Raw genomic sequence first — 19,768 nt, 5'->3', positions numbered from 1 at the left:
AAGAAGTATGCTTTTTAATAAGCCGGACAAACAAATGCTAGTTTCTTCATTCCATACCTATTGTGTTTTTACCCTTGGCACCACCACCCCTTTGGGGTAAGCAATTCTATTTTCGTCCGTTTTCGCATTTTCCATACCTTTTTAAATCAATAGCAAACTTCAAGCAGTTTATCAGATGAAAGTTTTAAAATTTGGTGGTACATCCGTAGCCAACGCAAAAAATATAACCCTTGTAAAGGATATCGTATCCCAAAGCGATAACCCTAAAAACGTAGTAGTGGTCTCAGCATTCGGGGGAATAACCGACTTGCTCCTACAGGCCGCCTATTTGGCTTCCCAACAGGACGGGAAATATAAATCCGTTCTTAAGGCCATTGAGGATCGGCATTTGGATACCATTAAAAAACTAATTTCCGTCCAAGGCCAAAGCAGAATTCTCAGCAAGGTAAAAAGTGATCTCAATACATTGGAGACTCTTCTGGAAGGCTCTTATTTAATAGGGGAACTAACGACCAAATTGTCCGATAAAATCGTAAGTTATGGCGAATTGCTTTCCTCTTACATAATCTTTGAATTCTTCAAGCAAGAACAAATGGATGTGGTATACAAGGACAGCAGGGAGCTTATAAAAACGAATGATCTCAACGAAAAGGCCGTAGTTAATTTTGAGCTTACCAATGGGCTCTGTAAGACGTTCTTTGAAGCTGCCCAAAATCGCGTAGTGATCGCTCCCGGGTTTATCTCGTCCTCGGAAACCGGAAATTCCACTACACTGGGCAGAGGAGGTTCGGATTACACTGCTGCCATTTTCGCTGCGGCCGTGGAAGCCGATATTTTGGAAATCTGGACAGACGTCAGCGGTATGTATACCGCCAACCCCAAACTGGTAAAACAGGCCAGGGCCTTACCCCATATTTCTTATGAGGAGGCCATGGAGCTATCCCATTTTGGTGCCAAAGTATTGTATCCGCCAACTATTCAACCTGTGCTTTCCAAAGGAATTTCAATAGTAATCAAGAATACCTTTGAACCAAACGATGAGGGCACTTTGATCACCCAAAACAAAAATGGGAAGGGCAAGACCGTCCGCGGAATCAGTCATGTGGAAGACATCGCCCTGCTTTCTTTGGAAGGCCCCGGTATGGTAGGTATTCCCGGAATTTCAAAACGTTTCTTCGAAGTACTTTCCCAAGCGGACATCAGTGTTGTTTTGATTACCCAAGCCTCATCCGAACATTCTATTTGTGTTGGCATTTCGGCACAGGACACCGATGAGGCCATACATACGGTGAATGCCGCCTTTGAATACGAAATTGATAGAAATCGAATAAAACCGGTAATTGCCGAAGGGGACTTGGCCATTATCGCCCTGGTCGGTGATAACATGAAAAGTCACCAGGGGTTAAGTGGTAAAATGTTCAGTACTTTGGGAAGGAACAATGTAAACATTCGGGCTATAGCCCAAGGAGCCTCTGAACGAAACGTTTCAGCAGTAATCAAGAAGACCGATGTAAAAAAAGCATTGAACGCCCTCCATGAAGCGTTTTTTGAAGAGAACATCAAGCAGTTAAATCTCTTTGTAATGGGTGTGGGTAATGTAGGTTCCAAATTTTTGAGGCAAGTTCAACAACAAAAAAAGTACTTAAAGGAGTTTTTAAAGTTGAATATCCGAGTTATAGGAATATCAAATTCGCGAACCATGATATTCGATGAGGACGGGATTGCCCTTAAGAACTGGGAAGTACTATTGGGGCAAGGTGAAAAAGCGGACAAGGAGAAGTTTTTTGATGTTGTTCAGAGACTAAACTATCGGAACAGCATCTTTGTGGATAATACGGCCAGCGATGAAGTAGCGTCAACTTATGATTCATATCTGGGCAATAGCATTTCCGTAGTTACCTGCAACAAAATTGCGTGTTCTTCGGATTACGGGAATTATCAGGCCCTTAAAAATTTGGCTCGCGAATATAACGCGCCTTTTTTGTTTGAAACCAATGTAGGTGCGGGACTACCGATCATCGATACCCTAAAGCATCTAATTGCCTCAGGGGACAAGGTCCTCAAAATCCAGGCCGTGCTGTCGGGAAGCCTCAATTTTGTCTTTAACAATTTTAACGATGGGACTACCTTTCATGATATAGTAAAACAGGCCCAGGAGGAAGGGTATACAGAGCCGGATCCCAAAATTGACCTCAGTGGAATAGATGTGATGCGGAAGATATTGATTTTGGCACGGGAAAGTGGAAATCGGTTGGAAATCGATGATATTGAGAACAAATCCTTTCTCCCAAAAGAGAGCCTCGATACAAAAAGTAACGCGGATTTCTTCACTTCCTTGAAAAAGTACGAAAAGGACTTTCAGGCCTTATACAAGAAAGCCAACGATGCGGGGTGCAAATTAAAATATGTGGCTCAATATGAAGATGGTAGGGCTAACGTGGGGCTTCAGCAAATTCCAAAAGAGCACGATTTTTACAACCTCCAGGGAAGTGATAACATTGTGCTATTCTATACGGAACGATACCCGGATCAGCCCATGATCATAAAGGGTGCCGGTGCAGGAGCGGACGTAACCGCCTCGGGAATTTTTGCGGACATCATTAGAATCGGGAACTTTTAGGTCCGCGCCATACCAATAGCAAGATGGTACGGTATCAAATTAGGAAAATATGAATACCAACGAAATTAAGATATTCTGTCCGGCCACCATAGCCAATATTTCCTGTGGCTTTGATGTCCTAGGTGTAGCCTTGGATGCCGTCGGGGATGAAATGGTAATTCGGAAAACACAGGAAAAAGGTATTAGAATCACCAAACTGGAAGGACAGGATTTGCCATTGGAAACCCATTTGAATGTTGCCGGGGTGGCAGGGATGGCACTATTGGAAAATCTTGATTATGAGGGTGGGTTTGAAATTGAGATTTATAAAAGAATCAAGGCCGGTAGTGGTATAGGGAGCAGCGCAGCGAGTTCCACGGGGGCGGTCTGGGCCTTGAACGAATTGTTGGGCAGACCGTTTTCCAAGGTGGATTTGGTGAAGTTCGCCATGGAAGGGGAACGATTGGCCAGTGGTGTAGCGCACGCGGATAATGTGGCCCCTGCCCTATTTGGTGGATTCACCTTGGTCCGAAGCTATGATCCCCTGGATATAATCTCCATACCTAGCCCTTCCGAATTGCATGCAACGGTAATCCATCCACAGATAGAAGTAAAGACTTCCGATTCCCGAAAGATATTGAAGACCAACATTACCTTAGCGGATGGTATTAAGCAATGGGGCAACGTAGGCGGACTGATCGCTGGGCTTTTCCAAGAAGATTATGAATTAATAGGAAGATCCTTGGTAGACCATATCGTAGAACCCATTCGTTCCATTCTCATTCCAGGGTACGAAACCATTAAATCAGAAGCATTGAAAGCCGGTGCATTGGGTTGTGGCATTTCGGGTTCGGGGCCTTCCATTTTTACATTTAGCAAAGGTGAGGCCATTGCAAAAAAGGTAGCCCTTACCATGAAGGAGGTATATCAAAAAATCGGGGTCGATTACGATGTACATGTTTCAAAAATAAACACCTTGGGTGTTAAGCCAATAGACCGATGAATTTTTACAGTTTAAACGAAAAAGCACCTAAGGTATCTTTCAAGGATGCCGTGGTTAAAGGAATCGCTCCCGATCGTGGTCTATACTTTCCTGAGAAAATCAGTCCTTTACCCCTGGACTTTTTTGAAGGAATCGAAGGTTTGTCAAACCATGAAATTGCTTTTGAGGCCATCCGTCAATTTGTTGGTGACGCTATTTCCGAAAACGCGTTAAAGGCTATTTTAAGGGATGTTCTGGATTTTGACTTTCCCGTAAATGAGCTTAAGGAGAACATAGCCGTATTGGAACTTTTCCACGGCCCCACTATGGCCTTTAAGGATGTCGGCGCCCGCTTTATGGCTAGATGCCTAGGGCATTTTTCAAAAGAAAAATCCAATGAAGTCACTGTTCTCGTGGCTACTTCAGGGGATACGGGAGGCGCGGTCGCCAGTGGGTTTTTAGGTGTTCAGGGTGTGAATGTGGTAATTTTATACCCCAGTGGCAAAGTAAGCGATATCCAAGAAAGGCAATTGACTACCTTGGGGCAAAATATAGTAGCACTTGAGGTAGATGGCACCTTTGATGATTGCCAAAATATGGTCAAGACCGCCTTTTTGGACGAAGAACTTCTGGAAAGTATGCAATTGACCTCGGCCAATTCCATCAACGTAGCCCGGTGGTTGCCTCAAATGTTCTATTTTTTGTTTGCGTACAAACAGTTGAAATCCAAAAACAAGGAAATTGTATTCTCGGTACCCAGTGGCAACTTTGGGAATATTTGTGCCGGTATGGTAGCGCAAAAATTGGGAATGCCCGTAAACCACTTTGTGGCCGCCACCAATGTAAATGATACCGTACCCCAATTTATGCGAACCGGGAATTACAGTCCGAAACCTTCCACGGCTACCATATCCAATGCCATGGATGTTGGCAATCCCAGTAATTTTGTTCGCATTCGACATCTGTATAAGGAAAACTTTGACTTGTTGCAACAGAATCTCTCCTCCTACTCCTTCACGGATGTCGAAACCAAAGCGGCCATGCTCAACATATATAAGGAAAGTGGATACGTAGCTGATCCCCATGGTGCGGTAGGGTATTTGGGACTGAAAAGATTTAGGGAAAAACATCCGAACATATTTGGAGTTTTCCTGGAAACGGCGCACCCTATAAAATTTTTGGATGTGGTAGAGGAGACTCTAGGCAAACCATTGAAGATACCATCACAGATTCAAGAGGTGATGGATAAAAAGAAGAAATCCATAAAGATTTCTACCTATCCAGAGGTAAAGGATTACCTGTTGGGTCGTTAGTGATTCCACTACCATTCATGTAGGGGCTTTGTAAAAAACATAGCATGTACATGCTTTCCTATCGCTAAATTATTCTCTAGCTTTGCGCTTCAAAATTGAAGCGAGATGAAAAATACCGCACTAACTGAAACTCATAGGGCACTTGGTGCCAAAATGGTTCCTTTTGCAGGTTATAACATGCCCGTTTCCTATGAAGGGGTAAATGTAGAACATGAGACCGTAAGGAAGGGTGTTGGCGTTTTTGATGTGTCCCATATGGGCGAATTTTTAATCGAAGGTCCAAAGGCACTGGAGCTTATCCAAAAGGTTAGTTCCAACGATGCGTCAAAATTGACCCTTGGGAAGGCACAATACAGCTGCTTGCCCAATGAAACGGGGGGAATAGTGGACGACCTCATCATCTATCGAATTAAGGAAGAGACCTATCTCCTGGTAGTGAACGCTTCCAATATAGAAAAGGACTGGGAACATATTTCGAGGTATAATGAATCGATAGGCGCCAACCTCAGAAATATTTCCAACGACTATTCCCTTTTGGCCATACAAGGTCCAAAGGCCGTTGAAGCAATGCAAAGTTTGACTTCGGTGGATCTATCGGAAATCAAGTTCTATAACTTTGTCGTTGCCGATTTCGCCGGGATCGATTATGTCATTATCTCCGCCACAGGATACACAGGCTCCGGAGGGTTTGAAATCTACTGCAAGAATAATGAGGTACAACAAGTTTGGGACAAGGTTCTTAAAGCCGGGGCCGACTTTGGCATTAAGCCTATAGGATTAGCTGCCCGTGATACGCTTCGTCTGGAAATGGGGTACTGCCTTTATGGCAACGATATAGATGAAACCACCTCTCCCCTAGAGGCCGGTTTGGGATGGATCACAAAGTTTACCAAGGATTTCGTCAACGCTGAAAATTTGGCCAAAGAGAAAGAACGAGGCCTGGAACGGAGGCTCGTAGGTTTTGAACTGGAAGATAGGGGAATTCCTCGCCAAGGTTACGCCATTGTGGATGGACAAGGGAAAAAAATCGGTTCCGTAACCTCGGGTACTATGTCACCTTCATTGGGTAAAGGTATAGGTCTAGGATATGTACCGACCCTCTTTTCGGAAATAGATGGTAAAATATTTGTACAAATCAGAAAAAAAGCCGTACCGGCATCTATAGTAAAACTTCCATTTTACAAATCCCAATGACCGATTATCAGAATATCATAGACGCTATATATGCGGGTTGTAGGGAGTCCAGGGATCGGGGTGTGGTAGCCTCTTATATTCCCGAGCTTGCCAAAGTAAGCAGTTCCAAGTTTGGTATCCATTTAGTGGATTTAAACAAAAATAACTTTTGCGCCGGCCATTCCAAGGACGCCTTTTCCATACAAAGTATATCCAAGGTCCTTTCCTTGGCACTGGCTTTTTCCTTAGTGGACAATGCCCTTTTGAAAAGGGTGGATGTAGAACCTTCTGGCGATCCCTTTAACCACTTGTCCCTATTGGAGTTCGAAAACGGAATTCCCAGGAATCCGCTCATCAATGCCGGTGCCCTAGTGGTAGCCGATATTTTGGTGTCTGAACTTGATGACCCGAAAAAGGACTTCCTACATTTTGTAAGGGACTTGGCAAACGACCGGACCATTGATTTCGACGAAAAGGTAGCGAAGTCCGAAAAGCGGACCGGGTTCAAGAACTATGCGGCCGCGAATTTATTGAAATCTTACGGTAACCTTACGAATGATGTGGAGACCGTACTCGATTTCTATTTTCACCAGTGCTCCATAGCCATGGACTGTGTGCAACTTACCAAGGCCTTCTTTCCTTTCATGAACGGGGGCAAATGCCAAAGGAACAGGACTTATCTGACCCTAAGCCAAGTAAAAAGGATCAATGCCATAATGCTTACCTGTGGTTTTTATGATGAGGCGGGAGAGTTCGCCTTTGAAATTGGCCTCCCTGGAAAAAGTGGTGTGGGTGGCGGTATTGTTGCCGTTCTTCCCAGAAAGTATTGTGTCGCCGTCTGGTCTCCGGGGCTGAATGCCAAGGGAAATTCAAAATTGGGAATGGAAGCCCTGGAAAAACTAACTACGGCAACCCATCAATCAATATTCTAAATTTTGGAGTCGAAGAGAGTTTTAATTCTAGGGGCAAGTGGTTTTTTGGGAAATGCCATCTACAAAGAGCTTTGCAATTATTTTGATACCTACGGCACCTATTTCTCCGCTAGGAGGGCCTTTGAGGACAATCATCAATTCTTTAGGTACAATATGGAAGATGATGATGTTTTCCAACTTTTGGAAAAAGTACGCCCGCAATACATCATTTCCGCAGTGCGCGGTAACTTTGCCGCACAGATATTGATGCATCAGCATATAGCGGAGTACATTTCACAGAATGATTGTACCCTCCATTTCCTTTCCTCCGCAAACGTTTTTGATGCCTATAGCAAATATCCTTCATATGAGCATGACAAGACTTTATCAGAGAGCATTTACGGAAGATTGAAAATCAAGATAGAGAATATGCTGCTCAGGCTTCCCAAAAAAAAGATGGCCATTTTAAGGATACCTATGGTCTTCGGAAATTCTTCCCCACGCATAAAGGAAATCAAAAAAGCCATTTGGAAGAATACGCCTATCGAGGTTTTCCCCAACCTTGTAATGAACGTTACAAATGATGATAAGCTGACCCAACAGATCCATTACCTGATCAATCGAAACAAAACCGGTATTTATCATATGGGCAGTACAGACTTAATACATCATGATGAATTCATACGGGAAATCGTTGACCGAATCGGAAATTTTAACCCGGTCTACAAGCGAGTGTATACCACAAACGAAGAACGCTATTTGGCCGTACTTCCCAAAGACAATAAGTTGCCCAAAAACCTGAGGTTCGGTTATCAGGAAATTATTGATCACCATATTCTTAAATAAACCCTTCGGCGTTAATTTTTGTTTAAATCTTGTATCGGTCCATGAAGCATTGACACAATTCTTTACTTTTAGATGAATACTAAAAGTAACACGATGGAAAAATTATCAGAACGGACGATAGCGGAGCGTTTGGAGAAATTTGAAAGATGGCAGTACAAGGATGGAGCCATAGAGGCCGACTTCACCTTTAAGGATTTTAGGGAAGCATTTTCCGTAATGACCCATGTCGCCTTTGAATGTGAGGCACATAACCACCATCCGGATTGGACCAATGTATACAACTCCTTAAAAATACGGTTGAACACCCATGATGCCGGAGGTGTGACGGAAAAGGATTTTCAACTTGCCCATAGTATACAGAATATAATTCTGTAAAAGGACTATCCTTAATTGTTCTTGCGACAGGTTTTAATTTTGCTAAATTTGCCCATTAACATATACAAAATATAGGCTATGGGAAGAGCTTTTGAGTTCAGAAAAGCACGCAAAATGAAGCGGTGGGCCGCTATGTCCAAAGCATTTACCCGTATTGGTAAGGATATTGTCATAGCCGTTAAGGAAGGCGGGCCGGATCCCGATTCAAATGCCCGATTACGGGCGGTAATCCAGAATGCAAAGTCCGTCAATATGCCCAAGGATAATATTGAGCGGGCCATTAAACGGGCGTCGGACAAAGACCAAGGGGATTATAAGGAAGTCCTTTTTGAAGGTTATGCTCCACACGGCATCGCTATCCTCATTGAAACCGCTACCGATAACAATACCCGTACCGTAGCCAACATAAGAAGTTATTTTAATAAGTGTGATGGTAGCTTAGGCACTTCCGGATCCGTGGAATTTATGTTTGATCATACCTGTAATTTTCGTATTAATGGAGATGGCATCGATCCAGAAGAGTTGGAGTTGGATATGATCGATTTTGGTGCCGAGGAAGTTTTTGTGGACGATGATGGAATTTTAATTTATGCGCCATTTGAAAGTTTTGGGTCGATCCAAAAAGAACTGGAGAACAGGGACATTGAGATTCTTTCTTCAGGGTTTGAACGTATTCCCCAGGTAACCAAGGAGTTGACCGAAGAGGAAGCTGAGGATGTGGAAAAGCTTTTGGAAAAAATCGAGGAGGATGATGACGTTCAAAACGTATACCATACGATGAAAGAGTAGCTTATCTACAATTTGATGTATTTTTGGGCGTTTTGTAAATAAGCTTCCAGGGCAACGACTTATTTATAAAACGGGTTATGCGTAATCTTTTCCTCCTTGGTATTTTATTTTTTTTGTTCAGTACCTCTACGGGTAAGGCACAGGAAATGGATCCCCAAAAATTGGGAGAGCTTATTGAATCGGTAACGGATACCTTCGAAATTAACGGTAATTCCTTTAGGTTTGTTTATAAGGATGCATTTCTCTTTACGATTTACGATGAAAATGCCAACCGTATGCGAATTATTTCACCGATAATCCAGCGTTCGGAAATAGAGGAAGAACAGTTATTGAATGCCTTGGTCGCCAATTTTCATTCCGCCTTGGATGTGAAGTATGCACTAAGCGATGAAATTATCTGGTCAGTCTTTACCCATCCACTTCGTGAACTTTCCGACCATCAAGTATTGGACGCCATTGACCAGGTTTATTTGGCAAATGTTACCTTTGGCACCACCTACTCCAGTACCAATCTTGTTTTCCCAGGCAATTCGAATAAAAAAGACGAGTCCAGACCAAAGAAATTGATCAAAAGGGATTAAAAACTATATTCGGCCACTTTGCCCTTTACGCCATTAAAAAACCTTTGATACGTTTCAAAGTCCGTTTCTTTATTGTCCGACGGATATTGGGGGCCTGAAATTTTCACCTGTTTACGACCGTAATCAAAAGCTACCATAATGATGGGCACCTGGGCTCCTTTGGCAATATAGTAAAACCCCGTTTTCCATCGGGTAACCTTCCTTCGTGTACCTTCGGGAGAAAGTGCCAATCTAAACTTTTTGCGTTCCGTAAAGATTTTGGAAATAGCGCTTACCGTATCGTTGCTATGGTCACGATCTATGGGTGCACCGCCCATCCACCTTAAATACCAGCCCAAGGGAGGTGCAAACAGATTTTTTTTGGCGATAAAATTAACTTCCTCATCCAATACCCTACGAACCAAAAGTCCAAGAAAAAAATCTACCCAACTTGTATGGGGAACCACAATAATGATAGATTTGTTCAACTCCGGAAATGAACCTATCAATTTCCATCCCAAAATCTTAAAGTAAATAAATTTTGCCAGTGTATGCATTTATCAATTTGCCCATGCATAAGATTAGGACCACATTGTTTTGATGATTCGAATTGAAAAGCTCGAGGATGAATGAAGTACTCTTTGTCCTATCGTTCAATTACCTTATTATCCAAATTATATTCTGCTATAAATGGATTTCAATTTTTCCCGAGTGGCGATATTGCGCCAATCCTTACCCAAGGCATTCTCCCACAAGGGCTCCATACCAAGGGAAACGCTTATCATAGTTTCGTAGTCGCAATCCGTAAGGTCGGAACAAATACCTGATGGTAGATGAACCTTTTGTTTTCGCATCATTTGATTAAAAAGTGCTACCCCATCTGGGTAAAACTCCTCCAAATGCCGAAATACTATACAATTTCCAATACCGTGTTTTACACCTAGCAAGTAGGACAGTCCATAACTCATGGCATGTGCCACTCCTACTTGGGAATAGGCTATGCTCATGCCCCCATGCCATGAGGCCATCATCAATTTATCCCTGGATTCCGAAGGAGACAACTCCCCTAAATATACCTCCTTGCAAAGCTCCAAAGCCTTTTCGCCATAACTTTGACTAAAAGCATTTAAATAGGTTCCGTTAAGTGATTCTATACAATGGATAAAACAGTCCATTCCCGTATAGAACCATTGTTCTTTGGAAACACCCTTGGTCAAATCGGGATCTAGGACTACTTGATCAAAAGTGGTATGGTCTGAATTTATTCCCAGCTTTTTTTCCGGCCCCAATAGAACTGTGGTCCTGGAAACCTCGGCTCCCGTACCACTTATCGTTGGAATACCTACGTGATAAACCGAAGGTTTTACCACCAAATCCCATCCTTGATAATCGCAAGAACTACCCTTATTCGTCAAGCAAATGGCCACAGCTTTGGCCAAATCCAACAGTGTACCGCCGCCAATCCCGACAATTCCGGATGGAAGCTCGTTAAATTCCGTCTTTATCCTCCCGACCAAAGCATCAACTTGAACCGTCTTGGGTTCTTCTTCGGCGGAAACAAAAACGACCAGATCATTAAAAATTAAGGGGATACGATCCACAAAGGACGTGCCTTCAAAAACATCATCGACCAAAAAAATGAACGGAGCTTCGGAATGCCTTCGCTTTGGCATCAGTATTTCCCCCAACTGATCAAAACATCCACGCCCAAATATTACCCTGGGCACCATAGGAAAGTTTCTGTAACGCTTTTCTTTGATGGTAAGGGAATCTTTTAGGCCAATGTCTTTTTTAATCTCCATAGTACGATTTACAAATACTTCAAAATATCCGTCAATTTATTAATCTTCAGATAGGTATACTCCCCCTCTTCTACCGATACTTCCTCATGCTGCCATGTTGTATGAAAAGGAATATGTACGGCCTGCGCACCAATATTGATAATTGGCAAAATATCGGATTTTAAGGAATTTCCTATCATCAAAAATTCATGGACGTCAATCTTCAAATGATCCAGCAAATTTAGATAGTTTTCTTCTTTCTTATCGCTCAGAACCTCAACATGGTGGAAATAGTTCGACAAGCTTGATCGTTCCAATTTACGTTCTTGATCCAAAAGATCGCCCTTGGTCAAAACAATAAGCCTATACTTTCCGTTTAATTGTTGTAATACTTCCTTCACGCCATCCAACAGTTCCACGGGATGTGCAATCATCTTTTTACCAAGATTCAATATTTCCGATATCGTTGCTTGGGAAACTTGATTATTTGATATTTCCATCGCGGATTCTATCATGGAAAGCATAAACCCTTTGATTCCATATCCGTATAATTCAAGGTTTTTCATCTCCATTTTGAAGAGTTCCTGGTCTATTTTATTCTTGGTCTCGTAACCTTCCAATAAATCGGCAAACTTTTCCTCGGTTTCCCTAAAATAGGTTTCATTTACCCAAAGTGTGTCATCCGCGTCAAAACCGATAACCTTGATGCAGCTGTAATCTATTTCCATTCTTCTTGCGCCCGTTTTAAATCTTCAGGTGTATCAATTTCTATTCCACTTATGGTGGTTTCGACCATTTTTATTTTTTTCCCATATTCCAAATAGCGAATGGCCTCAATTTTTTCAGAAGCTTCCAGGGGAAGCATGGGTAGGCGTTGAAAATCCATCAAGGCCCTTTTTCGAAAAGCGTAAATGCCCTTATGCTTAAAATAAGGTGGGTCAACTTCCTGTGACCTAGGGTACGGAATGGGAGATCGTGAAAAATATAAGGCGAAATTATGATGATCCACGATTACTTTTACCGTATTGGGATTATTGATCTCTTCCTTATCCCGAATCCGAACCATTAGGGAGGCCAAATCGATCTCCTTGTTTACATCACCTCGAAATACATCGAGTACTCCTGCCAAACTTTCCCTATCGATAAAAGGCTCGTCCCCTTGAACATTTACAATAATATCAACATCCATATCCTGAACCGCCTCAGCAATACGATCACTTCCACAATCATGTTCCTTAAAACTCATGATCGCCTTTCCCCCTGCGTTGGAAATGGTATCAAAAATAAGCGTGCTATCGGTAACTACATAAACGGCATCAAAAAGCCGGGTTTTCGTTGCCGCTTCGTAAGTCCTCAGGATTACAGGTTTACCCATAAGGTCTTGCATCAATTTTGCAGGAAATCTCGATGCCGCATAGCGCGCAGGTATCATGGCAATTATTTTCACCTTCTTTTTGTTTTGGTTGGTCTATTTCATGTTTTGGGCCTGGGCCTTAATTTTCTATATATCCTGAATACGATAATCAAAATTATGATGACCAGAATGGCCGCTACTATCGGTGCAAAGATGGAAGCTGTTGACACAACAAGAGCGGTTCCCGTTTCTACAGTGGATACTATAGGGTTTGCCAGACCTCCCGTTGATGCTGTTGAAGCCAGCCGACTTGTAGCGCCGGCCCCCTTAATTGCAGTAGCTGTACCTCCTCCGGCTATAATGGCCAATGACCAAGCCACCACAGGATCCAAATCCGCAATGGTAGATACCATGACCGCCGTGCCCGCTATAGCTGCCAAGGGTATGGCCATACTGTCCAATATGTTGTCCACCCAAGGAATGAAATAGGCAAAAATCTCCACTACGGTTGCCACCCCCAGGGTAACTACGGCAGTAAGACTGCCCACCCATACCCAATTTTCATTAAGCTCCCAAATATTGAAATAAGAAGCCAAACTAAGGGCAAATAAGGGTAAAAAAACCCGAAAGCCCACAGAGGCGGCGAGGCCTATACCCAAAAATATACTAATAATGGTATCCGAGGTCATTCCCTTTTATGGAACTTTGGTTTAATTGCTCCCTTTAGTTGCACGAATTTAACCTATTCATTCCCAACAAAAAAATTGTCCCGAAAGCCGATAAGATACAACTGCCTTTTGGCACGGGTCATAGCCGTATATAGCCAGCGGAGATACTCTTTATCCACCCCGTTGGGCAAATAAGGCTGTTCCACAAAAACAGTATCCCATTGCCCTCCTTGTGATTTATGACAGGTTATGGCGTAGGAGAACTTTACTTGTAAGGCATTGAAATACCTATTATTCTTGACCCCCAAAAACCTTTTGTATTTGGACTTTTCGTGCATATAATCCTTGCTAACCTCCTGATATAGGTTGTTGCCGTCCTCATAGGATAAGGAAGGCGTAGTAGCTTGTATGGTATCTAAGAGAAGTACCGTCTCAAATGGTTTTTGATCGGGATAATCCACCATTCTTACCTTTACCTCGGCAAATCTAAAACCATAGATTTCCTTGAGGGCAAAAATCTCAAGGATCTCAATAATATCGCCATTTGCAATAAATCCGGCGGCGGAATTGGGCTTCAACCAAAAATAGTTGTTCTTTACCACCATCATATAATCCCCAACGGCCAATTCATTCTCAAGAAACAAAATCCGGCTCCGAATATTTTCATTGTACAGATTTGCTCTTTTATTTGAGCGAACGATGAAAGTGGTCTCTTCTTTCCCATTCCTCGAATAGGATGTATCTATGGCCTCTTGGATTTCATGGCCGTCCACCAATCTTTGAATGTCCCTGAATGGATCCACATTAAATTGAAATGCATCAAAAAAGCTGCCTTGGAGCTGCTCGCGCAACCTAGTGGCATTGACCAAAATACCTGAATTCTCTGCTTGGCGTACCACCTCATCCAATTCAACCTTAACTATTTCCTTATTGTAATTCAGGGATAGCTTATCCTCGTCCAAGGCCGGACTTATGTCCAAATGTACCGGGGGCAACTGTGCAGTATCCCCGATCAAAATCAATTTGCAATTGTGGCCGGAATAGACGAACATCAATAAATCGTCCAACAGGGAACCGTTTTCAAAAAGTTTGGAATCTGTTGGGGCATCCGGTATCATGGAGGCCTCATCCACAATAAAGACCGTATTTCTATGTTTATTGGGCGCCAATACAAATTGGATACCACCCCCGCTCTGCTTTTTTGGGAAATAAATCTTTTTATGTATCGTAAAAGCCCGTGTATCGGAGTAATTGGACATCACTTTCGCTGCCCTCCCCGTTGGTGCCATGAGCACGGACTTCATGGTCGTCTTCCACAAACAATTGACCAAGGTACCAATAATAGTGGTCTTTCCGGTACCTGCAAATCCTTTTAAAAGAAACACATTTTCCTTCCCTTCGGATAAAAGATAACTTGCGATTTTTTGCAGAACAACAGACTGCCCCAAGGTGGGTTCATGGGGAAATTTCTCCTTTAGGATAGTATAAAAAGACGCACTTGAAAGACGTTTCATAGATTTTCAAAGATAGAGAGGATTTCTTTGTAAACCCCTTGCAAAGCACAAAACAAGTTTATAAGGTCTTTTCATATTTACAATGTCGCATTCCCTACGCCGACCGTTTATGGGCATCTGTCCTTTGACCCCATAAAACAACGTAGTTCCTCGCGATTAAACTGATAAAATACAAGGCGAAATCCAAACACAAAAAATTAGGCAGTTTGCAAAAAAATTGTAGATTTGTGTTAACCACTAAATTTAATAAACACATACGAAATGAAGACCATAATACAAATTGTACTTTGGATAGCTTGCATAGGACTTGGGTATCTTATTTATAAGTCCGTTACCGGCCCGATAGAGTTTAACAAGGTGAAGGTAGAGCGTTTTGCGAAGGTTGTTTCCAACCTAAAGGACATCCGCAATTCCCAGGAAGCCTATAAAACGGTCAACGGTAAATACGCCAAGGATTTTAACAGTCTCGTCACTTTTGTGGACACTGGAAGGTATGTTATTACCCAACAAAGGGATTCATCGTATATGGAGTTTGACAAAATATATCAAATAGACTTGTTAAAAGAAGTGAAAATTATCGATACACTCGGTTTTGTATCTGTAAAGGATTCCTTATTCAAAGCGGATGATCGATACAAAAGCATGATGAACGTTCCAGGGGCTCCTGGTGGCGAAAAGTTTGAAATGAAAGCGGATATCATTGAAAAAAGTGGCTATAAAGCTCCTGTTTTCGAAGCAAAAGTGGAGAAAAGCGTTATTCTATATGATCAGCCCAAGGACTTATTGTCCAAGGAAAACGCAGAAATTGGAGTGGATGAGGTGAATGGAAACGTTATTAAAGTAGGTTCTTTGGAGGAAGTAAGCACAAGTGGTAACTGGCCTCCTATTTACGATAAAAAAGGTGAACAATAATCCCAAGGGAATCTCTCAAGATTTTTTGAAACTGTCCATTCAAGTTAGTTTGAATGGACTTTCTTTTTGTGTTCTGGACACGATAAAAAGTGCCGTATTGCTATCGGAAAAGAAAACTTTTAATACATCGCTTACGCCTTATCAATTGCTAAAGGAAATAAAAGATCTTTTTAAAAAGCATTCCATTTCCCAAAAAGAGTTTTCCGAAGTAATCGTCATTCATCAGAACAATTTATTCGGTTTGGTTCCAAAACCGCTGTTCAACCCAGAAGAGCTACCCAACTACATAAAGTTCAACACCAAAATATTGGCGAGCGACCATATCGTTTTTGACGAAATTACTAGCTATGATATGGTCAATGTCTATGTACCCTTCGTAAATATCAACAATTACGTTTATGAGCTTTTTGGTGAATTCATTTTTAAACATGTCGGTACGGTATTGATCGAATCTTTATTAAAAAATCATACCAACGGAAAAAGTCCGGTTTGCTATGTCCATGTGTCCGAAAAAATTATGGATATCGTAGTTATCTCCCAAAAAAGATTGTTACTGTACAATAGCTTTTCGTTCGATACCAAGGAGGATTTTCTGTATTATCTCCTCTTTACAATGGAACAACTGAACCTGGATACAGAATCCGTTACCTTAAGGCTCTTTGGTGCTATAGAGGAGGATGACGATGTTTATGCGCTTTGTTACGAATATATAAGACAGGTCTCCATATTCGTTCCTTCCGGTGCGTCCCACCCCTTTATAGATGCCGAATCCGAAAACATCGATTTTGCCGTATTAAATTCCCTATAATGCGGATTATCTCGGGAGAATATAAGGGAAAGCGGATTTTAGCCCCTAAAAAATTACCGGTGCGGCCTACAACGGATATGGCCAAAGAAGCCTTGTTCAACATTTTGAACAATCAGTACTATTTTAAGGATGTATCCGTTCTTGACCTGTTCTCGGGTACTGGAAATATTAGTTATGAGTTTGCTTCCAGGGGAGCCGAACCTATTTCCGCCGTGGATGTAAATAGCCATTGTATAAAATTCATTTCACAAGTGGCCCGCGAATTGAATTTCAATATTACCCCGATTAAGTCGGATGTATGGGCCTACTTGGAGAAATCCGACATAAAGTACGATATTATCTTTGCCGATCCTCCATATGACGTGGCCTTAGTCGATTTTGAAAAAATTCCCCAGCTGGTTTTCGAAAACGACCTACTTGTAGAAAACGGTATATTGGTCATTGAACACTCCAAGCATATGGATTTGTCCCAATGTCATAATTTTTCAAATTCTAGAAAATATGGTGGGAGCGTCTTTAGTTTTTTTAAGGGCTAGGGAAATAGGCAGGGTCCCAAAAATTAAACAGGTGCCAATGTCATGAAAAAAAGCAGGCCATAAGCCGGATTCTGTTTCCATTAAAAATGGATCCTTATCATTTATCTAGGCCCTTGGTTGCCCAAAAGCTCCATCCGCCTACCCTTCGGCTTGGGCATGCAACCCTCATAACGCCGGTATACGTGGCGTTTCACCGCATAGAGTTTACCTGATTTCACTACAGCACTATCTGTACATACTTTCTGTTGCACTGGTCCTTTCCCATATGATATGGGAAGACGGGCGTTACCCGCTATGCCGCATTGTGGTGTCCGGACTTTCCTCCCCCAATAACCATCGGGGGCGATAAGGTGACCTGCTCCTTACAAAGGTAGCCCAATTGTTGATAAAAATTAACGATATGGCCCATTATCAAAGCATATCAAAAACAGCTATCTTTATATTTGTAGAACAAGTTAGTCGTAATTCAAAAGACACGTATTTGGAACCATTCATCGTATCGGCTAGAAAATACAGACCACAGACATTTGCGGATGTCGTTGGGCAGGAGGCTATTACCAAAACCTTACTAAACGCCATTGAAAGTAATCATTTGGCACAAGCCTTGCTTTTTTGTGGCCCGAGAGGAGTTGGTAAAACTACTTGTGCCCGTATTTTGGCCAAACAAATCAATCAGGATGGTTCGGAACGTGAGGAAGAGGATTTTGCCTTCAATATTTTTGAATTGGATGCGGCATCCAACAATTCGGTAGATGACATTCGGAACCTTATCGATCAGGTGCGTATACCTCCCCAAGTGGGAAAATACAAGGTATACATTATAGATGAAGTGCATATGCTTTCGCAATCCGCGTTCAATGCCTTTTTGAAAACCTTGGAAGAACCGCCAAAACATGCCATTTTTATATTGGCCACCACTGAAAAACACAAAATAATCCCCACTATTTTATCCCGTTGCCAAATATTTGATTTTAGGCGGATAACGGTCAAGGATGCGGCCGACTATCTAAAAAATATAGCAGAAAGGCAGGGTATAGAGGCCGAGGACGATGCCCTACACATTATTGCGCAAAAAGCTGATGGTGCCATGCGCGACGCGCTTTCCATATTCGACAGGGTAGTCAGTTTTTCTGGAAAACAATTGACCCGAAAGGCGGTTACGGAAAACTTAAATGTATTGGATTATGATACGTATTTCGAGGCTACAGATCTAATACTACAGCACAAAATTCCCCAATTGTTATTGTTGTTGAACAGTACGCTGGCCCTTGGTTTTGATGGACACCATTTTATTATCGGCCTTGCTTCCCATTTTAGGGATTTAATGGTTTGTAAACATCAGGATACCATTGATCTGTTGGAAGTGGGTGAAGTGGCAAAAAAACATTATCAAGAACAATCCCAGAAGACTTCAGGTCCTTTTTTGTTGAAGGCCCTGGATATTGCCAATGAGTGCGATTTAAATTACAAAGCCAGCAAAAACCAAAGGTTGCTCGTGGAATTGGCCTTGATGAAAATGGCTTCCATCAATTTTGAAAAAAAAAATCCTGAATTCACTGACGTAGACCATTCGGCTACCGAATTTATTGCCCCCGCTTCTTTTTATGATCAGGTGTCAGCTCCAGTTCCCGATACTGTCAAAAAAATGGGGGAAGTCCATTCAAAAGACTCTTCAACGGACACTGAACCATCTACCTCGGCCACGGAAACGGAAGAGCAAGTTGCTGTAAATCATGAGATTGAAGTTTCTACGATCCACGCCACGATTACTTCAACGTTACCTATCACGGACAGACCACCGACATTAAAGAAGATAGACCTTAAGACTCCGGGGAAAAGGATATCCGGACTGTCCCTTTCCAGTCTCAAAGCAAAAAAGGAGCATCATCTAAACAAGAAAGAAGAATCCATTGAGGAAAGCCAACTTCCAAAAGATGTCTTTACCGAGGAAGATATGCAAAAGCATTGGGCGGATTTTGTGCAAAAAATAGATGGCGAAGGAAGAAAAATACTGGCATCCAGTCTTATGACGGATGTTCCCAAACTCTTTGATGAAAATACTATTTGGATAGAATTACCCAATGATACCATGAAAAAAGAGGTGGAAAGGGAACAGTACGATCTAATGTTGTATTTAAGGCAGCAATTGAACAATTATTCCATTAATCTAAGGATTACCGTTAACGAGCGGACTGCCAAGAAATTTGCCTTTACACCAGAGGAAAAATATCAGAAGCTCCGGGAGAAAAACCCCGCCATAGATCTACTGCGCAAAGAGTTTGATCTAGATTTTTGAGGCTCGCGAATATCGGGTCCGAAGAGCGTATATAAACATGATGATGGAAATAATGAGCAGGCCAAAAGCCTCCCTACCTTCCTCAATATTCTTGATATCCCCCCCATCAATTTCAAAACCTTCGAATTTTTCGGGAAAAGTATAGAAAAAACCCAATAGTGCCACGATGCCGAGGGATAGCAAAACTCCAAAGGATATCCTTCCCAAGGCGAAACCAAAAGAGACCAAGGCGGCCACGCTATAAATAAAAATCCAGGTCCAAGGATCGGGATCATTGTATTGTACGACGGCGGAAACCACAAACAAAGCTCCAAAAACCCAGCCCAAAATGGCAAAAAATATTTTCATAAA

The 19,768-nt window shown here is 42.2% G+C and carries 20 protein-coding genes and 1 other RNA gene; 13 read left to right on the top strand and 8 right to left on the bottom strand.

The window, feature by feature from the left end:
- Positions 1 to 175: 175 nt before the first annotated feature.
- The 9 genes from thrA (at position 176) to ACO06Y_RS12330 (ending at position 9,569) form a co-directional block, all read left to right on the top strand.
- Positions 176 to 2,620 (top strand): bifunctional aspartate kinase/homoserine dehydrogenase I, encoded by a 2,445-nt coding sequence (gene thrA / locus ACO06Y_RS12370; protein ID WP_422084135.1) that lies wholly within the window; start codon positions 176 to 178, stop codon positions 2,618 to 2,620.
- A gap of 49 nt (positions 2,621 to 2,669) precedes the next feature.
- A complete protein-coding gene (locus tag ACO06Y_RS12365) occupies positions 2,670 to 3,602 on the top strand; it encodes a homoserine kinase (protein ID WP_422084134.1) in 933 nt (310 codons plus the stop codon).
- Positions 3,599 to 4,894, top strand: coding sequence for a threonine synthase (gene thrC, locus ACO06Y_RS12360; RefSeq protein ID WP_422084133.1), 1,296 nt, complete (start codon positions 3,599 to 3,601; stop codon positions 4,892 to 4,894). The genes ACO06Y_RS12365 and thrC overlap by 4 nt, the downstream gene beginning before the upstream one ends.
- A gap of 105 nt (positions 4,895 to 4,999) precedes the next feature.
- Positions 5,000 to 6,088 carry a glycine cleavage system aminomethyltransferase GcvT gene (gcvT, locus tag ACO06Y_RS12355; protein WP_422084132.1) on the top strand — a complete coding sequence of 363 codons (1,089 nt, stop codon included), beginning with the start codon at positions 5,000 to 5,002 and terminating at the stop codon, positions 6,086 to 6,088.
- A complete protein-coding gene (locus ACO06Y_RS12350) occupies positions 6,085 to 6,999 on the top strand; it encodes a glutaminase (RefSeq protein WP_422084131.1) in 915 nt (304 codons plus the stop codon). Before gcvT ends, ACO06Y_RS12350 begins: the two co-directional genes overlap by 4 nt.
- A 3-nt stretch (positions 7,000 to 7,002) precedes the next feature.
- Complete coding sequence (locus tag ACO06Y_RS12345; protein WP_422084130.1) at positions 7,003 to 7,824, top strand: sugar nucleotide-binding protein; 822 nt, start codon at positions 7,003 to 7,005, stop codon at positions 7,822 to 7,824.
- Positions 7,825 to 7,917: 93 nt separating this feature from the next.
- On the top strand, positions 7,918 to 8,199 hold the full coding sequence (locus ACO06Y_RS12340; protein WP_422084129.1) for a 4a-hydroxytetrahydrobiopterin dehydratase: 282 nt from the start codon (positions 7,918 to 7,920) through the stop codon (positions 8,197 to 8,199).
- 78 nt (positions 8,200 to 8,277) lie between these two features.
- Positions 8,278 to 8,988: a YebC/PmpR family DNA-binding transcriptional regulator gene (locus ACO06Y_RS12335; protein ID WP_422084128.1), complete on the top strand. Its 711-nt coding sequence runs from the start codon at positions 8,278 to 8,280 to the stop codon at positions 8,986 to 8,988.
- A gap of 77 nt (positions 8,989 to 9,065) precedes the next feature.
- On the top strand, positions 9,066 to 9,569 hold the full coding sequence (locus ACO06Y_RS12330) for a hypothetical protein (protein ID WP_422084127.1): 504 nt from the start codon (positions 9,066 to 9,068) through the stop codon (positions 9,567 to 9,569).
- Here ACO06Y_RS12330 and ACO06Y_RS12325 read toward each other — a convergent pair.
- The 6 genes from ACO06Y_RS12325 to ACO06Y_RS12300 all read right to left on the bottom strand — a co-directional run bounded on the left by ACO06Y_RS12325 (position 9,566) and on the right by ACO06Y_RS12300 (position 14,865).
- A complete protein-coding gene (locus tag ACO06Y_RS12325) occupies positions 9,566 to 10,105 on the bottom strand; it encodes a 1-acyl-sn-glycerol-3-phosphate acyltransferase (protein WP_422084126.1) in 540 nt (179 codons plus the stop codon). The genes ACO06Y_RS12330 and ACO06Y_RS12325 overlap by 4 nt on opposite strands.
- Positions 10,106 to 10,222: 117 nt before the next feature.
- A complete protein-coding gene (locus ACO06Y_RS12320; protein ID WP_422084125.1) occupies positions 10,223 to 11,350 on the bottom strand; it encodes an iron-containing alcohol dehydrogenase family protein in 1,128 nt (375 codons plus the stop codon).
- A gap of 8 nt (positions 11,351 to 11,358) precedes the next feature.
- The gene (locus ACO06Y_RS12315) at positions 11,359 to 12,057 is read right to left on the bottom strand and encodes an HAD family hydrolase (protein ID WP_422084124.1); all 699 of its coding nucleotides are present in this window, start codon (positions 12,055 to 12,057) and stop codon (positions 11,359 to 11,361) included.
- Positions 12,048 to 12,761, bottom strand: a complete 714-nt coding sequence (kdsB, locus tag ACO06Y_RS12310; RefSeq protein WP_422084174.1) for a 3-deoxy-manno-octulosonate cytidylyltransferase — start codon at positions 12,759 to 12,761, stop codon at positions 12,048 to 12,050. Before kdsB ends, ACO06Y_RS12315 begins: the two co-directional genes overlap by 10 nt.
- Positions 12,762 to 12,802: 41 nt before the next feature.
- A complete protein-coding gene (locus tag ACO06Y_RS12305) occupies positions 12,803 to 13,372 on the bottom strand; it encodes a DUF4126 domain-containing protein (RefSeq protein WP_422084123.1) in 570 nt (189 codons plus the stop codon).
- A 53-nt stretch (positions 13,373 to 13,425) separates the two neighbouring features.
- Positions 13,426 to 14,865, bottom strand: coding sequence for an ATP-dependent DNA helicase (locus tag ACO06Y_RS12300; protein ID WP_422084122.1), 1,440 nt, complete (start codon positions 14,863 to 14,865; stop codon positions 13,426 to 13,428).
- Between the two features lie 261 nt (positions 14,866 to 15,126).
- On the opposite strand from ACO06Y_RS12300, the gene ACO06Y_RS12295 reads away from it, so the two are divergent.
- Genes ACO06Y_RS12295 through ACO06Y_RS12285 form a run of 3 tightly spaced genes read left to right on the top strand, consistent with a single transcriptional unit; the run spans position 15,127 to position 17,121 of the window.
- Positions 15,127 to 15,777, top strand: a complete 651-nt coding sequence (locus tag ACO06Y_RS12295) for a hypothetical protein (protein ID WP_422084121.1) — start codon at positions 15,127 to 15,129, stop codon at positions 15,775 to 15,777.
- Positions 15,767 to 16,585: a DUF3822 family protein gene (locus tag ACO06Y_RS12290; protein ID WP_422084120.1), complete on the top strand. Its 819-nt coding sequence runs from the start codon at positions 15,767 to 15,769 to the stop codon at positions 16,583 to 16,585. Before ACO06Y_RS12295 ends, ACO06Y_RS12290 begins: the two co-directional genes overlap by 11 nt.
- Positions 16,585 to 17,121: an RsmD family RNA methyltransferase gene (locus ACO06Y_RS12285; protein ID WP_422084119.1), complete on the top strand. Its 537-nt coding sequence runs from the start codon at positions 16,585 to 16,587 to the stop codon at positions 17,119 to 17,121. The genes ACO06Y_RS12290 and ACO06Y_RS12285 overlap by 1 nt, the downstream gene beginning before the upstream one ends.
- Positions 17,122 to 17,166: 45 nt before the next feature.
- Here ACO06Y_RS12285 and rnpB read toward each other — a convergent pair.
- Positions 17,167 to 17,483, bottom strand: an RNA gene (gene rnpB / locus ACO06Y_RS12280) — RNase P RNA component class A.
- A gap of 119 nt (positions 17,484 to 17,602) precedes the next feature.
- Here rnpB and ACO06Y_RS12275 point away from each other — a divergent pair.
- Positions 17,603 to 19,417, top strand: a complete 1,815-nt coding sequence (locus ACO06Y_RS12275) for a DNA polymerase III subunit gamma/tau (RefSeq protein ID WP_422084173.1) — start codon at positions 17,603 to 17,605, stop codon at positions 19,415 to 19,417.
- Here the strand turns inward: ACO06Y_RS12275 and ACO06Y_RS12270 are convergent.
- Positions 19,406 to 19,765: a transmembrane 220 family protein gene (locus ACO06Y_RS12270; RefSeq protein WP_422084118.1), complete on the bottom strand. Its 360-nt coding sequence runs from the start codon at positions 19,763 to 19,765 to the stop codon at positions 19,406 to 19,408. The two genes, ACO06Y_RS12275 and ACO06Y_RS12270, sit on opposite strands and share 12 nt — an antisense overlap.
- Positions 19,766 to 19,768: the final 3 nt, after the last annotated feature.

The organism is Ulvibacterium sp., from assembly GCF_965228935.1.
Classification (GTDB): Bacteria; Bacteroidota; Bacteroidia; order Flavobacteriales; family Flavobacteriaceae; genus Ulvibacterium.
This window is presented reverse-complemented; position numbering and strand designations above follow the sequence as displayed.